The 19769-nt window shown below is 62.4% G+C and carries 19 protein-coding genes and 1 riboswitch; of the genes, 9 read left to right on the top strand and 10 right to left on the bottom strand.

The window, feature by feature from the left end; translation table 11 throughout:
* Positions 1-29: 29 nt before the first annotated feature.
* Positions 30-1256 (bottom strand): molybdopterin molybdotransferase MoeA, encoded by a 1227-nt coding sequence (locus E0E41_RS05110; RefSeq protein WP_130869020.1) that lies wholly within the window; start codon positions 1254-1256, stop codon positions 30-32.
* 118 nt (positions 1257-1374) lie between these two features.
* Here E0E41_RS05110 and E0E41_RS05105 point away from each other — a divergent pair, with 118 nt between their 5' ends.
* Positions 1375-2049 (top strand): HesA/MoeB/ThiF family protein, encoded by a 675-nt coding sequence (locus E0E41_RS05105; protein ID WP_130869019.1) that lies wholly within the window; start codon positions 1375-1377, stop codon positions 2047-2049.
* Positions 2050-2713: 664 nt separating this feature from the next.
* Here E0E41_RS05105 and E0E41_RS05100 read toward each other — a convergent pair.
* Positions 2714-4123: an alanine/glycine:cation symporter family protein gene (locus E0E41_RS05100; protein ID WP_130869018.1), complete on the bottom strand. Its 1410-nt coding sequence runs from the start codon at positions 4121-4123 to the stop codon at positions 2714-2716.
* Positions 4124-4220: 97 nt separating this feature from the next.
* Positions 4221-4319, bottom strand: a riboswitch (glycine riboswitch).
* A gap of 260 nt (positions 4320-4579) precedes the next feature.
* Here E0E41_RS05100 and E0E41_RS05095 point away from each other — a divergent pair.
* Together E0E41_RS05095 and E0E41_RS05090 are read left to right on the top strand one after the other, a co-directional pair.
* Positions 4580-5359, top strand: coding sequence for a sulfite exporter TauE/SafE family protein (locus E0E41_RS05095; RefSeq protein WP_130869017.1), 780 nt, complete (start codon positions 4580-4582; stop codon positions 5357-5359).
* 31 nt (positions 5360-5390) lie between these two features.
* Positions 5391-7163, top strand: coding sequence for an aryl-sulfate sulfotransferase (locus E0E41_RS05090; protein ID WP_130869016.1), 1773 nt, complete (start codon positions 5391-5393; stop codon positions 7161-7163).
* A gap of 47 nt (positions 7164-7210) precedes the next feature.
* Here the strand turns inward: E0E41_RS05090 and E0E41_RS05085 are convergent, their stop codons facing one another.
* Both E0E41_RS05085 and E0E41_RS05080 read right to left on the bottom strand, forming a co-directional pair.
* Complete coding sequence (locus E0E41_RS05085) at positions 7211-8122, bottom strand: selenium metabolism-associated LysR family transcriptional regulator (RefSeq protein ID WP_130869015.1); 912 nt, start codon at positions 8120-8122, stop codon at positions 7211-7213.
* Positions 8113-9294 carry an aminotransferase class V-fold PLP-dependent enzyme gene (locus E0E41_RS05080; RefSeq protein ID WP_130869014.1) on the bottom strand — a complete coding sequence of 394 codons (1182 nt, stop codon included), beginning with the start codon at positions 9292-9294 and terminating at the stop codon, positions 8113-8115. The genes E0E41_RS05085 and E0E41_RS05080 overlap by 10 nt, the downstream gene beginning before the upstream one ends.
* 146 nt (positions 9295-9440) lie before the next feature.
* Between E0E41_RS05080 and yedE the strand changes: the two genes are divergently transcribed.
* The 4 genes from yedE (at position 9441) to E0E41_RS05060 (ending at position 11533) form a co-directional block, all read left to right on the top strand.
* Entirely contained in the window at positions 9441-10532 is a 1092-nt protein-coding gene (gene yedE / locus E0E41_RS05075) for a YedE family putative selenium transporter (RefSeq protein WP_130869013.1), read from the top strand.
* Positions 10533-10534: 2 nt separating this feature from the next.
* Positions 10535-10741, top strand: a complete 207-nt coding sequence (locus E0E41_RS05070) for a sulfurtransferase TusA family protein (protein ID WP_130869012.1) — start codon at positions 10535-10537, stop codon at positions 10739-10741.
* A 1-nt stretch (position 10742) separates the two neighbouring features.
* Positions 10743-10988 (top strand): DUF3343 domain-containing protein, encoded by a 246-nt coding sequence (locus E0E41_RS05065; RefSeq protein WP_130869011.1) that lies wholly within the window; start codon positions 10743-10745, stop codon positions 10986-10988.
* Positions 10989-11062: 74 nt separating this feature from the next.
* Positions 11063-11533, top strand: coding sequence for a GNAT family N-acetyltransferase (locus tag E0E41_RS05060; RefSeq protein ID WP_207303194.1), 471 nt, complete (start codon positions 11063-11065; stop codon positions 11531-11533).
* A gap of 50 nt (positions 11534-11583) precedes the next feature.
* Here E0E41_RS05060 and E0E41_RS05055 read toward each other — a convergent pair whose 3' ends face one another.
* Genes E0E41_RS05055 through E0E41_RS05030 form a run of 6 tightly spaced genes read right to left on the bottom strand, consistent with a single transcriptional unit; the run spans position 11584 to position 18279 of the window.
* A complete protein-coding gene (locus tag E0E41_RS05055; protein WP_130869009.1) occupies positions 11584-12843 on the bottom strand; it encodes a zinc ribbon domain-containing protein in 1260 nt (419 codons plus the stop codon).
* 14 nt (positions 12844-12857) lie between these two features.
* Positions 12858-14114 carry a zinc ribbon domain-containing protein gene (locus E0E41_RS05050; protein WP_165450504.1) on the bottom strand — a complete coding sequence of 419 codons (1257 nt, stop codon included), beginning with the start codon at positions 14112-14114 and terminating at the stop codon, positions 12858-12860.
* Between the two features lie 17 nt (positions 14115-14131).
* Positions 14132-15364: a right-handed parallel beta-helix repeat-containing protein gene (locus tag E0E41_RS05045; RefSeq protein ID WP_130869007.1), complete on the bottom strand. Its 1233-nt coding sequence runs from the start codon at positions 15362-15364 to the stop codon at positions 14132-14134.
* A gap of 2 nt (positions 15365-15366) precedes the next feature.
* Positions 15367-16290, bottom strand: a complete 924-nt coding sequence (locus tag E0E41_RS05040; RefSeq protein WP_165450503.1) for a zinc ribbon domain-containing protein — start codon at positions 16288-16290, stop codon at positions 15367-15369.
* A gap of 14 nt (positions 16291-16304) precedes the next feature.
* Positions 16305-17576, bottom strand: a complete 1272-nt coding sequence (locus E0E41_RS05035; protein ID WP_130869005.1) for a zinc ribbon domain-containing protein — start codon at positions 17574-17576, stop codon at positions 16305-16307.
* Position 17577: 1 nt separating this feature from the next.
* Positions 17578-18279, bottom strand: coding sequence for a serine/threonine protein kinase (locus E0E41_RS05030; RefSeq protein WP_242623699.1), 702 nt, complete (start codon positions 18277-18279; stop codon positions 17578-17580).
* 112 nt (positions 18280-18391) lie between these two features.
* Here E0E41_RS05030 and E0E41_RS05025 point away from each other — a divergent pair, with 112 nt between their 5' ends.
* Entirely contained in the window at positions 18392-18817 is a 426-nt protein-coding gene (locus E0E41_RS05025) for a helix-turn-helix domain-containing protein (protein WP_130869003.1), read from the top strand.
* 228 nt (positions 18818-19045) lie between these two features.
* Entirely contained in the window at positions 19046-19768 is a 723-nt protein-coding gene (gene pyrH, locus E0E41_RS05020; RefSeq protein WP_130869002.1) for a UMP kinase, read from the top strand.
* Position 19769 lies beyond the last annotated feature (1 nt).

Below are 19769 nucleotides of genomic sequence, written 5' to 3'. Positions count from 1 at the left end.
CCTTCCCACAGGGAATGGTAAAAAACAGTTCAGTCCGCGGTAAACAGATGGACCGGGACCCGGGCCCCGGCGGGAAAGCCCTCGCAGTCCCGGGGAATGCAGAAATAGCCGTCTGCTCCGGCCAGGGCGGTGATGAGCCCTGATTTGCCCCGGATGGGCAGGGCTTCCAGCCCCTCAGGACCCTGGTGGAGGATGGCACCGTTGTACTGGGCCCGGCCGTGGTTGGCGGAGACCTCCTCGGTGAGCTGGGCGGTGACCTGCCGCTGGCGCAGGGTCCGCCCCTCCAGGCGGGCCAGCAGGGCCCGGACAAAGATCTGGGTGGTGAACAGGGCGGCCACCGGATGCCCCGGAAGCCCCACCATGGCTTTGCCCGATGCCGTCCTGCCCAGGAGCGTGGGCTTGCCCGGTTTCATGGCGATGCCGTGGAACAGCACCTCCCCCAGGGCGGACAGGATCCGGTAGGCCGCATCCTTCTCCCCCACGGAGCTGCCCCCGGACAGGATCACCCCGTCGCACGATTCCAGGGCCCGCTCCACCGTCCGGGTCAGCCGGTCCTCCTGATCGGGGACAATGCCGTAGAACCGGGGCAGCGCCCCGGCCTGCTCCAGCAGGGCGCACACCAGGGGGCCGTTCACATCCCGGACCTGGCCGGTGGCAGGGATACACTCCGGCGGCACCAGCTCATCCCCGGTGGAGATGACTCCCACCCGGAGGCGAGGCACCACCGGCACCGAGACCACCCCCAGGGCAGCCAGGGCGCCGATGTCCTGGGGCTCCAGCCGACGGCCGGCGGGGAGTACCCTGTCACCGGGCTTGACGTCATCTCCCCGGAAGATCATGTTGTGGCCGGGGGCCACGCTTTTGAGTATCCCAATGGTACCGTCGCCGTAGTTCTCGCACAGTTCCAGCATCTGCACGGCGTCCGCCCCCTGGGGCACTTCTCCTCCCGTGGGGACGGCGGCACAGTGCCCCGGAGCCAGGGTCAGCCCCGCCCCCGCTCCCATCCGGACCTCCCCGGACAGGATCAGCTGGGCGGGCAGGGCGTCGGAACAGCCGAAGGTGTCGGAGGCCCGGACGGCATAGCCGTCCACCGTGGAGCGGTGGAAGTCGGGCGCCCATTCATCAGCGGTCACATCCAGCGCCAGCACCCGCCCCAGAGCAGAGGCCAGCGGCACAGTTTCCGGAGGCCGATCCAGAGGGGCAAAGGCGGTACGGATGATCTCCAGGGCCTCATCCGGAGTTTTGACATTGAGCATGAAGCTTCCCTCCTGCGAGCATGGCGGACGGTATGGAAAACCGCACCCCGGGGCTTGTCTCTCCCAGGGAAATCCGGTAAAATAAGTTCAAAATCGTAACAGGAAAGGTGGATGTGTGATGCAGGAGCGCTATGCCCGCAATCTGGGTCCCCTCACGGAGCAGGACTGCCTGCTGCTGCAGAAGCGCCGGGTGTTTCTGGCCGGCTGCGGCGGACTGGGCGGGTATCTGCTGGAGCATCTGCTCCGGGTCGGGGTGGGAGCCATCACGGTGTGCGACGGGGACCGGTTCGTACCCAGCAACCTCAACCGTCAGCTGCTGGCCGACACAGCAAGTCTGGGCCGGTCCAAAGCGGAGTGTGCATGTGAGCGGGCCGCCCTGGTGAATCCGCAGGTCACGGTAAAGGCCGTTCCCACCTTCCTGACGGCAGAAAATGCCGACCGTCTGATCGCCGGCCACCATCTGGCCTTGGACGCTCTGGACAGCCCGTCCGCCCGGCGTATCCTGGCGAAATCCTGCCGCCAGGCGGGTATCCCCCTGGTGCATGGGGCCATTCAGGGCTGGTATGCCCAGGCGGCGGTGATCCTGCCGGAGAGCGATCTGCTGGAGCGGCTCTATCCCGCGGATGCCCCCGCGCACCCGGATCAGGGGAGCCTCTCGCCCACGGCGGGCCTGTGCGCGGCTGTCCAGGCCGGCGAGGCCATCAGGCTTCTGTGCGGCCGGTCCAGCCCTCTGGCGGGGAAGCTGCTGTGGATGGATCTGCTGGAGCAGGAGTATCAGGTGCTCCCTCTCTGACCGGCGGCGCCATTCAGGTGACCATCGTCCGGAACGAAGGCACGGCTGTCCAGGCCGGCAGGGCACCTGGAAAAATTGATAAACATCTTCATTTTATCGGTCGCTCTTCTTACAAATTATAGAACTGCCGGTTCATAAAAGCAACCTTCACTTTGGCCCGGAGAATCGCCTGGCCCGCGCCGTAGGTACGCCGTAGGGCGGTCCTCCGCATTTCATCCGATGATCAGATGGTCCTGCGGTGTAGATCAATCTGTAGATCCGCCGCACCCCAAGGACTTCTATTTGTTTGGGATACTTCTGGAGGGTCTCCTCTTTGAAAGGTTTGAAGGTCCGGTGCTCGCTCATGGGCACCACCAGATCGGGCACCAGCAGGCCGTCTCGAACATAACGCTCGCATCTGGGAGATCAGCTTTGTGTTGTGAGAAGCCCCAACGCGATCTCAATGGCCATCTTCTGTCCGCCGTTCTCAATCAAAAAGTCGGCAAACCGGCTGTTCTGGTAGATGACCGAAGGTGTGGGGAAACAGCTCAATAACCAAATCCTCGGCGCTGCTGCCGGAGACGGAGCGGTAGGTTGGCATGGCGGCATGATGTTCCGACCCAAAAAATCACGGCTCCTGATTTTCTGAATCAGAAGCCGTGATTTTTATGCGGCTGACGCAGTCTTACCGCGGGAGTGCCGCTTGCCTGTTCCTGCCGTGGGCGATTCCCACCACGGTGCCGGTCAGGGCGAAGAGGGCGATGGCGTTGGGAATGACCATCAGGTTGTTGAACATATCGGTCAGCTCCCATACCAGGTCGTTGGACATGAGGGTGCCCAGGAAGATGAAGAGCAGGGCGATGACGGCGTAGGCCGGAGCCGCTTTCTTACCGAACAGATAGATCACGTTGATCTTGCCGAACATATTCCAGCCCAGTACCGTGGAAAAAGCGAAGAAGAACAGGCAGACCGCCACGAACATGGCGCCGCCCTCCGCTCCGAACACGGTACCAAAGGCGGTCTGGGCCAGATTGGTCTTGCTGATCTCTGCCGGGATGGCGCCGGTGTGGAGAATGCCGTCGCTGGTGTACAGGGTAGAGATGATGACCAGGGCGTTGAGGGTGAGCACCACAAAGGTGTCGATGAACACGCCCACCATGGCCACAACCCCCTGGTCGTGGGGGTCCTTCACGTTGGCCTGGGCGTGGGCGTGGGGGGTGGAGCCCATGCCGGCCTCGTTGGAGAACAGGCCCCGCTTGGCGCCCTGGCTGATGGCGGTCTTGATGGCGTAGCCGAAGCCGCCGCCGATGATGGCCTGGGGCTGGAAGGCATAGCGGAAGATCATGGCGAAGGTGTCGGGAATGTAACGGTACCGGACCACCAGAACCGCCAGGCCGCCGGCCAGGAAGATCACCGCCATGATGGGCACCAGCTTTTCGGTCACCGCCGCCAGCCGGTTCATGCCGCCCAGGAAGATGACGGCGCAGATAATCACCAGAACGATGCCGACCGCCCAGGAGGGCACGCCGAAGGCGGTCTGGAAGGTGGAGCCGATGGAGTTGGACTGGACCATGCAGCCCATGAAGCCCAGGGCCAGGATGATGGCCACGGCGAAGAAACCGGCCAGGAACTTGCCGAAGGCGCCCTTAAAGGCGGTGGTGATGTAGTAGACCGGGCCGCCGTGATAGTTCCCCTGATCGTCCGTCACCCGGGTTTTGACGGCCAGGGTAGCCTCGGCGTAGATGGTGGCCATGCCGAAGAAGGCGATGACCCACATCCAGAAGATGGCCCCCGGGCCGCCGGTGAGGATGGCGCCGGAGGCGCCCACGATATTGCCGGTGCCGACCTGGGCGGCGATGGCGGTGGCCAGGGCCTGGAAGGTGCTCATGCCCTGCTCCTGACGACCGCCCCGCAGGGACAGATTGCCAAAGACCTTCCGCATACCCTCGCCGAAGCAGCGCACCTGAATGAATCGGGTGCGGATCGAATACCACAAACCGACCCCGATCAGCAGAAAGACCAGAATATAGCTGGATAAGGTGACGTTGATTTCACAGACGATGGGGTAGAGCCAGGCTTCTAATGTTTCCAACATGTTTTCTCTCCTCTTTTCTCAAAAAAACAGGCCGTGGATCCACCCACGGCCTGAAAACAAACAATTACCCCGGCGAAGCCTGCGGCTTCGCCGGTTCTGTTTATCCTCTGTCCTTTTGCCTGAGAGATTGGCGGCGTTTATTCTGCCGCTTTGCCCCTTCGGCACTCAGTTCATGAGCTTCTCCAGAGTGACATTCACGCACAGTCTCTGTTCCTGACCGGAACGCCTGAGAGTGTTATTCCTTCGGCAAGCAAATGCTTTTTCCTGGGCGCTTCAACTGTCCTGTTTACTTGTGAAGGACATTATAGCGCCACTGGAGGACGTTGTCAAGCCTATGCTTGTTGCCAGATAAATAATATTCCAATTTTTATCAGTCGTCCCACAAGGAAACTGTTGAGAAAGAGGTCGGTATCTGTTAGCATAAAAGATAAACCCAATTAAAGGAGAAAGTAGGACTTGAACGAGCTTTGGTTTGAGGTTTTGATCTGTTTTCTGGCTGGTGCCGGGGCGGGGCTGGGTACCGGCTTTGCGGGGATGAGCGCGGCTACCGTAATCAGCCCCATGCTGGTCACGTTTCTGGGCGTGCCGGCCTACGATGCCATCGGCATTGCCTTGGGCAGTGACGTACTGGCCAGTGCGGTCAGTGCCCGTACCTATGCCAAAAGCGGCGCTATTGATATCAAAAACGGGATCGTAATGATGTGCGGTGTGCTGGGCATGACCATGGTGGGCAGCTGGCTGTCCACTATGGTGCCCAACAGCACGCTGGGCGGATTTTCGGTGGTTATGACCCTGATCCTGGGCCTGCGGTTTTTGATCCTGCCCGTCACGTCGCCCAGCCGGACCATCCAGGGCGGCAGCCGGGCGGTGCAGATCGTCAAAGGGGCTGTGGGCGGTTCCTGCATCGGCCTGATCTGCGGCTTTTTCGGCGCCGGCGGCGGCATGATGATGCTGATGGTGCTGACGATGGTGCTGGGCTATGAGCTTAAGACCGCCGTGGGTACCAGCGTGTTTGTGATGACGTTCTCGGCACTGACCGGCACCATCAGCCATTTTACCCTGGCCAGCCATATGCCGCGGCTGGATCTGCTGGTCATGTGCGTGATCTTCACTCTGATCTGGGCACAGATCGCCGCCAGGATCGCCACTCGGGCGGATGCCCGGCTGCTCAACCGGCTGACCGGTATCATCCTCACCGTGTTGGGCATTATTCTGGTAGTTATCTCCTTCTGGTGAGTAAAAATCATATAAAAATGGGGAGATCAATATGGCAACCAAGACGTCAAAAAACTGGAAGAGAATCTGCAAGATCGTGATCATCACTGCGGTAGTGGTGTTTGTCGTCGTGCCGGCGGTAGTGCTGGCCGTCTCCAAATACTTTACCGCCCAGGAGCACACGGTGCGCACGGACTGGACCTTTGAGACCGGCGACATCATTGCCAAAATGGATGAGTGGCAGGTGGATTTTGCGGAGGCGGAACTGGGGGACGGTCTGCGGGCTGTCCAGCTGGTGCCCCGGGATATCCAGGAGGAGGGCTTCACCTACTACGACATGGATGTACAGGCGCGGCTGGAGGGGGCTCTGGAGAGCATGAAGAACTCGTCGGGTGCATCGTGGACAGCGACCACACCCTTAGCGGTGCTCAACCCCTACGGTACCGGAAGCAACGGGCTGTATCTGTATTTTGAGACGGAGCGGGCCACTGCGGTCAGCTATACAATACGTGTGGACGACGACGATATCCCGGACTTTACCGCCGCCGCCGCCGACCACTCCGGCAAGGAGCATACCAAGATCCACGAATTCCAGGTGATCGGGCTGGTGCCCGGTGAGACCAACTATGTCACCCTGACCATGAGCGGCAGCTGGGGCAACACCAGGCAGGTGGTGAATTTCAAGGTGGATATGCCGGAGGCCAGCTCGGGCTATGCCACCCGGCTGGAGACCACCGACGGTCCCTCTGAGGCGGAGCAGGCCGGCGGCCTGTTCACCATGATGCGGGTCAACGGCTATCTGGGCTACGGATTCTTCTACGACAACGACGGCATCCTCCGCTATGAGATGGTGCTGGAGGGCTACGGCTTTGACCGGATCCTGTTTGTGGACGACGAGATCCTGACCTGTGTCTCCGCCTCCAAGCTGGCCCGGATCAACGGCCTGGGCCAGGTGACCCAGATCTATGACCTGAGCGGCTATGATCTGCACCACGACATCGGCTTCGGCCAAGACGGGGAGGTCCTGGCCCTGGCCGAGGAGATCGGCGGGGAGACGGTGGAGGACCGGCTGCTGTCCATCGACCTGGAGAGCGGTGAAGTCACTCAGCTGCTGGACTTCGCCGAACTGCTGGAGCCCTATTTCAGCATGACCCGGCGTGTGGGCGCCACTGACGACTTCTTCTGGCAGGCGGGGGAGTGGGACTGGATCCACCTGAACAGCCTGCAGTACCTGCCGGAGGAGGACAGCCTGATCGTGTCCTCCCGTGAGACCTCCACCATCATCAAGATCAAGGACCTGCACACCGCTCCCGCTGTGGACTGGCTGGCCGGCGACCAGCGGTTCTGGGCGGACACCCCCTACGCCGACGCCTGCCTGACCCAGGAGGGGGACTTTGTGCCCCAGTACGGCCAGCACTGTGTGGAGTATTATGCCGACGGGGAAGAGGACGGCGTTTACTACCTGGCGCTGTTCAACAACAACTACTGGTCCCTGAACAGCCGTGACTTCGACATGGACGTGGCGGACAGCGTGGGTACCGGCCTGTACAAAACCGGTGACGAGACCAGCCAGGTGTACATCTACCGCATTGATGAGAATAACCGCACCTTCTCCCTGGAGCGCAGCTTCGACGTGCCCTACTCCAGCATTGTTTCCAACGGCTCGCCCTGCGACGGTTCGGACAACTGGGTGGTGAACAGCGGCGTGGCCATGGTGTTCGGGGAGTATGACCCGGACGGTGTGCTCATCCGGGAGTACGCCTATGAGTGCAGCATGCAGAACTACCGTACCTTTAAATATGACATGACCATCTGGTTCCGCTGAGCTGATGTGTAAAAAGCCGGAGCACCCCGATCGGGGTGCTCCGGCTTTTATGTCTGCCGTAAGGTGTCGGCATAGTATTTCCTGATGTGGTCACAGAAGGCCTGGATATAGGACTTCAGTACGAAATTTTTGCGGAAGAGCAGATACAGATACCGCTTGGAGGTGCGCTCGGGCAGCTGGAAGAGGAGCACCCGCTTTTCCTCCGCAAAATTGCGGGCGGCCCGCTCGGACAGGATGGACACCCCCAGCCCGCCGGCCACCAGGTTCTTGATGGACTCCTGGTCGTTGATCCGGGCGGTGACGTTCAGTTCCTCCTCCCGGACGCCCATGCTGTCCAGAAAGCGCTCGGCGCTCTTCCGGCTGCCGCTGCCCTGCTCCCGGAGAATGATGGGCTCCCGCAGCAGACTGTCCAGCGGCACCTCCGGCAGTTCCCTCAGAGCCAGAAAGCGGGGGGTAACCGGGGTGATGAGCACCATCCGGTCCTGGTAGAAGGGAACGCAGGTCAGCTGCTCGTGGGCCACCTCCATACCCGCCAGCCCCAGGTCGAAGCTGCCGTTGAGAATGCCGTCGGCCACCCCCTGGCTGTCGCTCTGGTGGATGGTGAAGTACACCTCCGGGTGGAGCCGCCCGTACTCCGGCAGGATCTCGGGCAGGATGTAGGCGGAGGGGATGGTGGAGGCCCCCAGCTGGATGATGGGATTCTTCTCCTCCGTCCAGCGGCGCAGCAGGCTGTCCCGCAGACTGAGGATGTCCCGGGCGCACTCGTACAGCTCCTGCCCCCGGGGGGTGACCTCCACAGTGCGCTTGCCCCGAATGACGAGGCAGGAGTGGAGCTCCTCCTCCAGCAGGCGGATATGGGTGCTGATGGTGGGCTGGGAAATGTAGAGCTTCTCCGCTGCTTTGGTGAAGCTGCGGTACTCCACCATCGCGGCGAAGGACTGGAGCTGCTTCATGTCCATAGTCCGGGCTGCTCCTTCAAAATGTGTTCCAGGGCCTCCAACGCCCGGTCGATCTCCTCCTCCGTATTGTGCCAGCCGAAGGAGAAGCGGATGGTGCCGGCGGGGAAGGTGCCCAGGGTCTTGTGGGCGGAGGGGGCGCAGTGGAGTCCCACCCGGGTCATGATGCCGTAGTCCTCGTCCAGGCGGCAGGCCACCTCCGCCATGTCCCGGTCCGTGGTCTGGATGGACACCACTCCGGTGCGGTCCTCCGTGTCCTCCCGGCCCACGATCTTCAGAGGCAGGCCCGCTGACCGCAGCTCCAGCAGGCCGTCCAGGAACCGGCGGGTGAGCGCCAGTTCGTGGGTGCGGATGGCCTCCATGCCCGTTTCCTCCAGCCAGTTCAGGGCGGCGTGGAGCCCCACGATGCCGGGCAGATTGGGGGTGCCCGGCTCAAAGCGGTCGGGCATGAAGTCGGGGATCTCCTCCAGATGGCTGACGCTGCCGGTGCCGCCGGAGAGGAGCGGTTCCAGCTCCCCCTCCATGCCGCCCCGCAGCAGGAAGCCGCCGATCCCCTGGGGCCCCAGCAGCCCCTTGTGGCCGGTGAAAGCCAGGGCGTCGATGTGCATGTCTCCCATGTGGATGGGGAACACCCCGCCGGTCTGGGCTCCGTCCACAAAGAACCGAAGGCCGTGGGCGGCGCAGAATTCCCCCACGGCGGCGATGGGCAGCATGGTGCCGCACACGTTGCTGGCGTGGGTCATCACCACCGCCTTTGTATTGGGCTCCAGGCAGCGCTCCAGCACGGTGGGGTCCAGCGCCCCGGTTTCGCTGCAATGGGCCCGGGTGAAGGTCACCCCCAGCTTCTCCAGCTGCACCAGCGGGCGCATCACCGCGTTGTGCTCCATGGAGGAGACGATCACGTGATCTCCCGGCTTCAGAAAGCCCTTGAGCAGCACGTTCAGGCTCTCGGTGACGTTTTTGGTAAAGACCACGTTGCGGATGTCGTCGCCGCCGAAGAGGCGGCACAGCATCTGCCGGGCCTCGTATACCGTCTCCTCCACCCGGTAGGCCCGCTGATAGCAGCCCCGGTTCACGTTGCTGCCCACCCGGCACATATAGTCATACATGGCCTTGGGCACCGCCTCCGGCTTGGGGTAGGAGGTGCAGGCGTTGTCTAAGTAGATGGCGTCCATAGTTCTGCCCCCTTTGCCCGTCCATTGTACTCCACTATCATTGGAATTTCAAATAGAATGATTAAATATATCAATACTTACTATTGGAAATCACAGTAAACCTCCGGTATACTCACATCGTAAGCAACAGACAGGAGGAGAGAGCTATGGAGTTGAAACGAGAGAAGACTGGGATCATCCTGGCCGGGCTGGTCATCGGCGTCATCGCGTCGCTGCTGGTGCTGCTGGGCAATCCCCTGAACATGGGCTTCTGCATCGCCTGCTTCCTGCGGGACACCGCCGGGGCCCTGGGGCTGCACAGCGCGGCCAACGTGCAGTACATCCGCCCTGAAATCATCGGCCTGGTGCTGGGCAGCTTTTTGCTGGCCACGGCCCGGAAGGAGTTCGGTTCCAAGGGCGGCAGTGCGCCGGTCACCCGCTTTGTGCTGGGCTTTTTCGTGATGATCGGCTGCCTGATGTTCCTGGGCTGCCCCTTCCGCATGATCCTGCGGCTGGCGGGCGGCGACCTGAACGCGGTGTTCGGCCTGGTGGGCTTTGTGTGCGGCATCCTGGTGGGCGTGTTCTTCCTGACCAAGGGTTACTCCCTGAAGCGCACCTATCAGCTGCCCGCCCTGGAGGGCCGCATCCTGCCTGTCGTCCAGGTGGTGCTGCTGGTGCTGCTCATTGCCGCCCCCGCCTTCATCCACTTTACCGAGGCCGGCGGCGGCCCCGGCGCCCAGCACGCGGCCATCGCGGTGAGCCTGATCGCCGGCCTGGTGGTGGGCGCTCTGGCCCAGCGCACCCGGCTTTGCATGGTGGGCGGCATCCGGGATGTGGTGCTCTTCCGGGAGTGGAAGCTGCTGGCCGGCTTTGTGGCCATCTTCGCCAGCGCCCTGGTGTGCAACCTGATCCTCACCGGCGTCACCCCCAACGTCTACTTCAAGCTGGGCATGGCCGGCCAGGCCGTGGCCCACACCGACGGGCTGTGGAACGCCCTGGGCATGCTGCTGGTGGGCTTCGGCTGCGTGCTGCTGGGCGGCTGCCCCTTGCGCCAGCTGGTGCTGGCCGGTGAGGGCAACACCGACAGCGCCATCACCGTCATCGGCCTGGTGGCCGGCGCCGCCTTCGCCCACAACTTCGGCCTGGCCTCCAGCGGGGAGGGCCCCACTGCCAACGGCAAGATCGCGGTGCTCATCGGCATCGCCGTGGTGGCAATCATCGCCTGCTGCAACACCTTTGGCAAAAAGAGAGGAGAATGAGCATGCACACAGTGGACGCGAGAGGGCTCTCCTGCCCGGAGCCTGTGATCCTGACCCGGAAGGCCGTGACGGCGGGAAAGCTGCCCTGCCAGGTGCTGGTGGACAACCCCACCGCTCGGGAGAATGTGACCCGCTATGCCCAGCATCAGGGCTGCCAGGTGTCCGTGGCCGAGGAGAACGGCACCTACACCCTGACCCTGACCAAGTAAAATGGTCTGTATCGCCACATTTTACTCCCACTTCGGCGCCATGCGGTTCAAGAAGGACTGTGACCGGCGGGGGATACCGGCCCGCCTGATGCCGGTGCCCCGGGACCTGAGCAGCAGCTGCGGCACCTGCGTGCGGTATGAGGGTGGTACCGCCTGTCCCACGGAGGACTGGCCGGAGGAGATGGAGCAGGCCGTGGCGGTGACGGGGGAGGGGTATCAGACCCTCTGGCGGGCAGAGCATAGCTGAGGTACCCTTGACGGAGTGGTTGGCTGTCCCATATAATGAAGACAGCTAACCAAACTGTGAAAGGGGCTGACGTTGTGGAATGCGAGACCAGGATCGTCAATCTGGCGGACGCGCCGGAGTTTTTGGAGGAGGTGTCCCGGTGGCTGTGGCTGGAGTGGGCCAAGGCCGACGGGTACACCCTGGAGGAGATCGTCTACCGCACCAAGTACGCCTCCCAGAAGGACACGGTGCCCCAGACCCTGGTGGCCGTCCGGGACGGGAAGCCGGTGGGTGTGGTGTCCCTGTGGCTCAATGACCTGAAGACCCGGCAGGACCTGTCCCCCTGGATGGCCACCCTGTATGTGAAGGACGAGTACCGCAACCTGCATATCGGCCAGCAGCTCCAGCGGGCCAGCATTGAGGCGGTGCGGGCCCTGGGCCGGTATCCCTGCCTCTACCTCATCACCAAGCTGGACAACTACTATGAGAAGATGGGGTGGCAGTTCGTGGAGAAGGCCCCCGAAGGCGGCGGGGTCATGGAGAAGATCTACCGCTACGATTTCTGAGCAAACGAAAACACGGGGTACGGCATTTTGCCGTACCCCGTGTTTTTCTGTTATTCAAAGATGGCGTTGGAAGTGTCAATGGGATGCTCGCACTGGTTGTCGATATCGGTGCCGTTGCCGGAGAAGGTGGTGCCGTCGAAGTACAGGGTCAGATCGGTGGGCACGTTCATCAGCAGCACGGCGGTGCCGTTGTGGGTGAAGGTGTTGTCGAAGTAGCGGTCGTCGGTAGCGGACTGGCCGGTGCTGTTGTAGAAGAGACCCACCTCGTTGTCCGTGAAGGTGCACTCCGTGACGTTCACCCAGGCGCCCCCCTGGGTCAGCAGGCCGGTTTTGTAGCCGGTGAAGGAGCAGCCGATGGCCCACACCTTGGACAGGGCGGTGATGCCGGCGTTGGCACCGTCTCCCGCGAAGTCCATGTCGTAGAAATAGTTGATCCAGTAGTATTTGCCCGTCTCCAGCATGGTGAGGCTGCCCTTCAGGGTGGTGCGTCCGTCCCCTTCGGTGCTGCCGTGGAACTCAAAGGACCGGCGCAGCTCCAGGTTCCCCTCATAGGTCACCGGCGGCAGATAGAGGATCACCTCGTCCACGGGATTGACCTGGGCGGAGATGTCGTCCATCAGCCCCTGCAGCTGCTCCAGAGTGTCCATGGGGTAGTCCTCCCAGTGGTACTCGTGGGTGAGGATGAGGCTGATGTGGATGTTCTGCTGCACCCGGATCATATCCCCGTTCTTCATCTGTACCGTCCACACCACCTGGGGCTCCCCGGAATTGCCGGTGAAGTCCAGGGAGGACACCATGGCGGCGTCGGGGGAGTAGTCCTCCCGGTGGCTGGGCTCCCCGGCGATAAGCTCGTCCGCGGCGTTCTCGTCCTGCACCACCTCCACCGTGACCTGCTCTACCAGAGGCTCAAACTCCTCCCAGGCGTCCTGGCCGGTGGCGGCGTCGTTGACGTACCACCGGGAAGGCCAGCGGTACTGCTCGTCCGGCGCACCCTGCTGGTAGATGTCGGGGGCGGGCATACACCGGTCGTTGGGCCAGGCTACCAGCAGCTGGTAGGTCTTGTCCCCGGTCTCATAGTACACCTCGCCCACCCCGTCAAATTCCTGGGGCACGTAGGGCCGGTTGGCGTACCAGATTCCAACTCCGGCGGCGATCACCACCACCAGGGCGATCAGGCCCAGCAGCAGCTTTTTCCGCAGGGGGGAGGGGGTTCCTGCCCCCTTCCGGGGGTGGACATCCTGGGCACAGTGGGGGCAGAAGGCGGCGTTTTCCGGCAGGTCCGCGCCGCAGTGGGGGCATTTGTGTTCCATGTTCCTCTCTCCTTTTACTCAAAAACCGCTTTGGAGGTATCCACATCGTAGCCGCAGCGGTTGTCAATATCCGTGCCGTTGCCGGAGAACACCGAGCCGTCAAAATAGATGGTGCCGTCGGCGGACACGTTTTCCAGCAGCACGGCGGTGCCGTTGCCGGTAAAGACGTTGTTGTCGAATAGGGCCCGGCTGACCCCGCCGTCCACGCTGTTGAAGTGGAAGCCCACCTGGTTACCGGTGAAGGTACACTCCACAGGGGCGGTCCAGGCGGAGCCGTAGGACAGAATGCCGGTCTTGTACCCGGTGAAGGTGCAGCCGATGGCTATGGTGCTGATGGAGGCGGACAGCCCCACGTTGGAGCCGTTCCCCACAAAGTCGATGTCAAACAGGTAGTTGAGCCAGTAGCCCTGTTCTGGAGTGGCCAGCACGCTGCCGGCAAAGACGGTGCGGCCGCTGCCGTCGGTGCAGCCCTGGAGAGTGCAGGTGTTGGGCAGGGTCAGGGTGCCCTCATAGGTCACCGGCGGCAGGTTGAAAATCAGCTCGTCCATCGGCTGCACCTCCGTCACCACCCGGTCCAGCAGGGCCTGGAGCTCCTCCAGGGTGTCCATGGGGTAGTCGTGCCAGTCGTAGGTGTAGGTGTGGATCAGGGTGACGTGGATGTTCTGCCGCACCCGGAGCACATCCCCGTTTTTCATTTGAACGTTCCACACCACCTGGGGCTCCCCGCACAGCCCGTCAAACTCCAGGATGGAGGTGCCGGCCGCGTCGGGGTAGTTTTCGTCCTGGGCGGGGGATTCGGCGGTCAGAGTGCTGCCGGCGTTCTCGTCCTGCACCACCTCCACCGTCACCTGCTCCACCAGGGGCTCAAACTCCCCCCAGGCGTCGGCGCCGTTGGCGGCGTCGTTCACATAGAACCGGGAGGGCCAGCGGGTCAGATCGTCCTCCCGGCCGTACTGGTAGATGTCGGGGGCGGGAGCGCACCGGTCGGCGGGCCAGGCCACCAGCAGCTGGTAGGTCCTGCCGCCGGTCTCGTAGTACACCTCGCCTACCCCGTCGTATTCCCGGGGCACATAGGGCCGGTTGGCGTACCAGATGCCCGCCCCGGCGGCGATCACTACGAGGAGGGCCAGCAGGCCCGCCAGCAGCTTTTTCCGCAGGGGAGCGGGTCTTTTGGTGTCCTTCCGGGGGTGTACGTCTCTGGCGCAGTGGGGGCAGAAGACGGCGCCCTCCGGCAGGGGCGCGCCGCAGTGGGGACAGGTCTGCTGTTGCAAGGGGGTCACTCCTTATGTCAGTCTAAGGTGGCCTGGGACAGATCCAGGGGCTGCTCACAGCGGTTGTCCACTTTGATCCGGTTGCCCAGGAACACCGAGCCCTGGAAATTGAGCTTCACATCGGTAGGCACGTTGTCCAGCTGTACCCCCACGTCGTTGCCCAGAAAGGTGTTGTCGTTGAACATGGAGTGGTTGGCGTACTCCCCGCTGCTGTCGAAGCGGAAGCCGATGCGGTTGTACCGGAAGGCGCAGCCGATGACATTGGCCCAGCTGGTGCCGTAGGCAAAGACCCCGGTGTCCCAGCCGGTAAAGGTGCAGTTGGTGGCCCGGAAGGAGGCGGAGCCGGAGAGGCCGGTGCCGCTGCCGTCCCCCACAAAGTCCATGTCATAGAAATAGGTGATGGAGCTGTAGGGGGCCAGAACCTGAACCGGGCCGGTGAAAGTGGTGCGGTTTCCGTCGGCGTTGGCGGAGCCGTACAGGTTCAGGCTCCGGTCCCGGAGGGTGAGGCCCCCCGCATAGGTGATGGCGGGCAGATGAAGGTTCACCACGGCCGCCTCCTCCACCTGGCCGCTGATGCTGTCAATGAGGGCCTGGAGCTCCTCCACGGTGTCCATGGGGTACTCCTCCGGGTAGTAGTCGTACACCGTAATGGGGGTAATCTCATAGCTTTGACGGAGGTGGATGGTATCCCCGTTTTTCATCCGGAAGGTCCACACCAGCTCCGCCGTGCGGCTCTCCCCGGTATAGTCGATGAGGGAGATGAGGGGGCACTCGGGCACCCCGGGGTTGTAGGCGGGCTGGGAGCACACCATGGGGGAGGGGCTGTCCTCCTGGCCGATAAAAGCCGCCGACACCGTCTCCACTTCTTCCAGAAACGCCTCAGAGGCGTCCTGACCGTCCCCGCTGTTGACAAACAGCCGGGCGGGCATCCGGTACTGGCCCTCCGGCTCTCCCTGAGTTGAAACCGTGGGGGAGGGGGTAAAGCGGTCGGCCCCCTGGCTCAGCAGGAGCTGCCAGTCCCCGTAGCGGACCTCTCCGTAGCCGTCATAGGTCTTTGGGGAAAAGACCTGCCACAGTCCGGCACCTACGGCAAGGAACACCGCCAGGATCAAAAGGCCCAGCAGCACCTGTTTTCGCCGGGGCCTGGGAACTGCCGCCTCCTTCCGGGGCCGGACAAACTTTGCGCAGTGGGGACAGAAGGATGCGTTTTGGGGCAGGTCCCCGCCGCACCAGGGGCACTTGTGTTCCATGGTCAGCCTCCGTTGCCCTGCCAGTCCAGCATGGTGTAGCCCAGCAGGTCATAGTCCTGGTCCAGCAGCAGATAGCACCGCCACCGGCCCTCGTTGGGCAGGAATTCCTCCAGCCGCTCAATTTCCCGGCACTGGCGCTCCGGCTCTGGGGAATGGAGCAGGGCCCACAGGTGGTAGAGCTGGGCGTCGTCCTCCCGCAGCACCGGTCCCTTGCCGGTATTGTAGCCGCTCAGAAACCACACCGCCCCGGCGCTCTCGATCTCCTCCGGCGGAATATAGGTGGAAAAGTCGTCCCGCCAGCCCGCCTCGAAGGCGGCCAGCTGCTCCTCGTAGAGCCCTGTAAAGTCATAGTCGCAGGACACCACGTCGATCTGCCATTTTCCCTCGGAGATCTGGATGGGCTCCCCGATGAAGTAGCCCATCAGGTGGGTGTTGCGGTCGAAGAGCAGCAGGCACAGCCGGGTGCCCGAGCTGCGGGCGTAGAACATGCCCATCTCCTCGTCGGTACCGGCGGCCCCCCGGGAGGCCACCAGATTGGCCATCTGGAAGGTCTCTACCAGATAGTCGTCGATGTTGTCGCTGGTGGTGGAGGTGGTGGAAAAGTTGAGCCCGGCCAGCAGGGGGAAGTATTCCCGCAGCAGGTCGGGGGTCACCGCCACCATGCCGTTCTCGTCCTCGGTGAGGGTCACCGCCGTGGTGTCCCCGGCAGGGAGCCCGGCGGAGGGCGCTTCCCGGCCGAGGCGGGCGTACAGCCCGCCCGCTATGGCCAGCACCAGCACCAGCGCCAGCGCCCATTTCAGCCCCTTCCGCCACAGGTAGGAGGGGACGTTCACCGCCTGGTGTTCCCGGACGCTCTTGGCGCAGCGGGGGCAGAAGGAGACGTTTTCGGGCAGCGGCGCGCCGCAGTGGGGGCAGTTGTGTTCCATAGGGTTCGTCCCTTTCATGTAAAGGTAGCATAGGAGATGTCGATGGGGTGGTTCGCAGGATTGACGATATCTGTGTCATTGCCCTCGAACCGGCAGCTGTTGAACAAGAGGGTCTTGGCGCCCGGCACCCGGAGCAGCTCCACGGCGGTGCCGTTGCGGAGAAAGGTGTTGCCCTCAAAGAGGTTGCTGTTGACGTAGCTGCCGCCGCTGTCGAAGCGGAAGCCCACGCCGTTGTCCTCAAAGAGACAGCCCACCGGGTCGGCCCAGTCCTCCCCGCCCACCAGCAGGCCCACCTCCCAGCCGGAGAAGCCGCAGTCCTCCACGTGGCAGTCGGCCTCCACGGTCAGGCCGGTGCCGGAGCCGTTCCCCCGGAAGTCGATGTACTCAATGAATCCCTGGGGATCCGTCTCAGGCTTGTACACCACCGGGCCCAGGAAGGTGGTGCGCCTGTTGTTCTCACCCAGGGAGCCGTAAAGGTTGATGGTGCGCTTGCCGATGGTGAGGCCCCCCTCATAGGTTACCGGGGGCAGATGGAGGTGTACCGCCGTGGGCAGGGGGACCTCCGCCTGGATCCGGTCCACCAGGGCCTGAAGGTCCTCAATGGTGTCCATGGGGTAATCCTCCGGGTAGTAGTGGATGCTGTCCACCGGCTGAAAGTCCAGCTCCTGCCGCAGGATGATGGTATCCCCGTTTTTCATGTTCAGGGTCCACGTGAGTTCCGCCGGGCCGGTGCTCTCTCCGGTGAAGTTGACCACGGAGAGAAGCAGCCCGTCGGTGGCGGGATTGTCCTGGTACTCCGGCTGGAGCCAGGTGACGGGGGAGGGGCTGTCCGGCGGCTGGGTCACCCGGACAAAGGCGGAGTTGATCTGCTGATTGAACATCTGCCCCGCGTCCACCCCGGTGCCCACGTGGGTGATGAAGAGCTTGGCGGCCCGGTCATAGCGCCCGTCTGCTTCCACCTGCACGGTATATTCCGGCTCCGGGGTGGGATCGTTGCGGAAGGTGACGGCCAGGTGGTAGTCATTGCCGTCCAGAGTGTAGGTCAGTTCACCCCAGGCGTCGTATACGTCGGGGGTAAAACAATCGTACAGCCCGACTGTCAGCAGCACCACCGCCGCCAGCAGTACCGCCAGCCCGGCCAGCCGCTTGCCCCACTTCCGCCGCTGGTAGGAGGGTACGGGTACCGACTGACGGGACCGGACGCTTTGAGCGCAGAAAGGACAAAAAGCGGCGTCCTCCGGTAGGGAGACGCCGCAGTGGGGACAGAGCCTGGTCCTGCCGTCCATCTTACAGGGCCTCCATCAGCCGCAGCACGTTTTTGTACCGCCGCTGGGGGTTGACATGGGTACACCGGTCCACGATGTGGCCCATTCTGCCCTCCGCCAGCTTTTTGGAGGGGTGCTCCCCGGTGAGCATCACGTTGATGAGGATACCCACCGAGTAGATATCGGTGCGCAGGTCGGACTGGGACAGGCCGTACTGCTCCGGGGCGGCAAAACCGGTGGTACCCAGGATCTGAGTGTCGGTGTCGTGCTCGGGTTTGTGCAGCCGGGCGGCGTCAAAGTCGATGAGCACCGCCTCATTCCCCCGCAGGATGATGTTTTCCGGCTTCACATCCCGGTGGACCGCACCAATGGAGTGGAGCACCCACAGGGCCCGGCACACCTGAATGACGATCTTCCGGGTCTCCTCGGGCGTGAACAGGGCACCCTTCAGCAGGAACCCCAGGGTGTCGCCCTGTATGTACTCCTCCAGCACCAGATTGTCCGTCTCGTTTGCCGCCACCTCGTATACGGTGGGCAGGTTGGGACAGGTGTAGTCCAGCAGCTTCTGATAGACCTCCGGATTGCCAGTAAACTGGCGCAGGATGAACTTTTTTCCGGTGGATTTGTGGCGGATCAGGCGGACGCTGCCCCTGGGGCTCTTTTTCAGCGTGTCCACCAATTCAAACTCTGCGCGCAGCGCGTCGGTAAGCCAAGTGTAAATCACGGCGTCCTCCAAAATCTTGTATACTATGCAGCGGGCATATTGTATTAAGATACAAATTGTTGTAAATTTAGTATAAACGATTTCTGAAAAAAAGTAAAGCGGAGGGAACCCCATGGAGCCAAAGACCACCGACGATCTCAGACAGGAGCTGATGAATGATTCTGACCTGGATACCTATCTGAGTGAAAACCAGGCCTATTTTACGGAACAAAACATCGCGGCTCTTTTGAACGACGTGTATCAGGGCAGAGACATCTCCAAGGCGGCGCTGGCCCGGAAGGCCGGCATGAGCGAGGTCTATCTCCACCAGGTATTTTCCGGCAGGAGGAAACCCTCCCGGGACCGGCTGCTCTGTCTGTGCATCGGGCTGGAGGCCACCCTGGAGGAGACCCAGCAGCTGCTGAAGCAGGCCACCTATGCCCAGCTCTACCCCAAGGTCAAGCGGGACGCCATTATCAGCCACGGGATCCTGCATAAAACCAGTCTGACCGAGATCAATGACAAATTGTTTTCGGAAAATGAGAAAACGCTGTTTTGAGCCGCGCCCGGAAAGAGTGAAGCAGGCACGCAAACCCTCCGATCAGGGATGATACAGCGCAAAAAGCAGGGGCCGGCGCATCTTTTGATGCGCCGGCCCCTGTGCTGCCTGTGAAAAACCACTGAGACTTTGAATAATTTATAAAAACTTTGGCCTAACCACTAGGCAAATGTGGAAAACTATATTAAAATGAGATGAACTGAAATACCATAAGAAGGGGTTGGAATTATGAGCGAACCGCAGTACAAGCGGGTGCTGTTAAAGCTTAGTGGTGAGGCATTGGCGGGCGATGCCAGCCGCGGGCTGGATTTTGACGTAATCGGAAACGTCTGCGATGTGATCAAGAAGTGCGTGGAGAAGGGCGTACAGGTGGGCATCGTGGTCGGCGGCGGCAACTTCTGGCGCGGCGTGAAGGACGGCGGCGACCGGATGGAGCGCACCCGGGCCGACCATATGGGTATGCTGGCCACCACCATCAACGCCCTGGCCGTGGCCGATGTGCTGGAGCAGAAGGGCGTGGACGTGCGGGTGCAGACCGCTATCGAGATGCGCTCCATTGCGGAGCCCTATATCCGGTCCAAGGCCATCCGGCACATGGAGAAGGGGAGAGTGGTCATCTTCGGCTGCGGCACCGGCAACCCCTTCTTCTCCACCGACACCGCGGCGGTGCTGCGGGCGGCGGAGATTGACGCCGACGCCATCCTGCTGGCCAAGAACATCGACGGGGTGTACTCCGCCGATCCCAAGAAGGACCCCAGCGCGGTGAAGTTCGACACCATTACCTATGACGATATCCTGGCCCGCCACCTGCAGGTGATGGATTCCACCGCCACGTCCCTGTCCATGGACAATAAGATCCCTGTGATTCTGTTTGCCCTGAAGGACCCGGAGAACATCCTGCGGGTGGTCATGGGCGAAAAAATAGGAACCATCGTCAAGGAGGAACCGTGAA

It is taken from the genome of Intestinimonas massiliensis (ex Afouda et al. 2020), from assembly GCF_900626285.1.
In the GTDB taxonomy this organism is placed as follows: Bacteria; Bacillota; Clostridia; order Oscillospirales; family Oscillospiraceae; genus Flavonifractor; species Flavonifractor massiliensis_A.
Note: the sequence above shows the minus strand (reverse complement) of the source record. Positions and strands in the feature narration are given on the sequence as shown.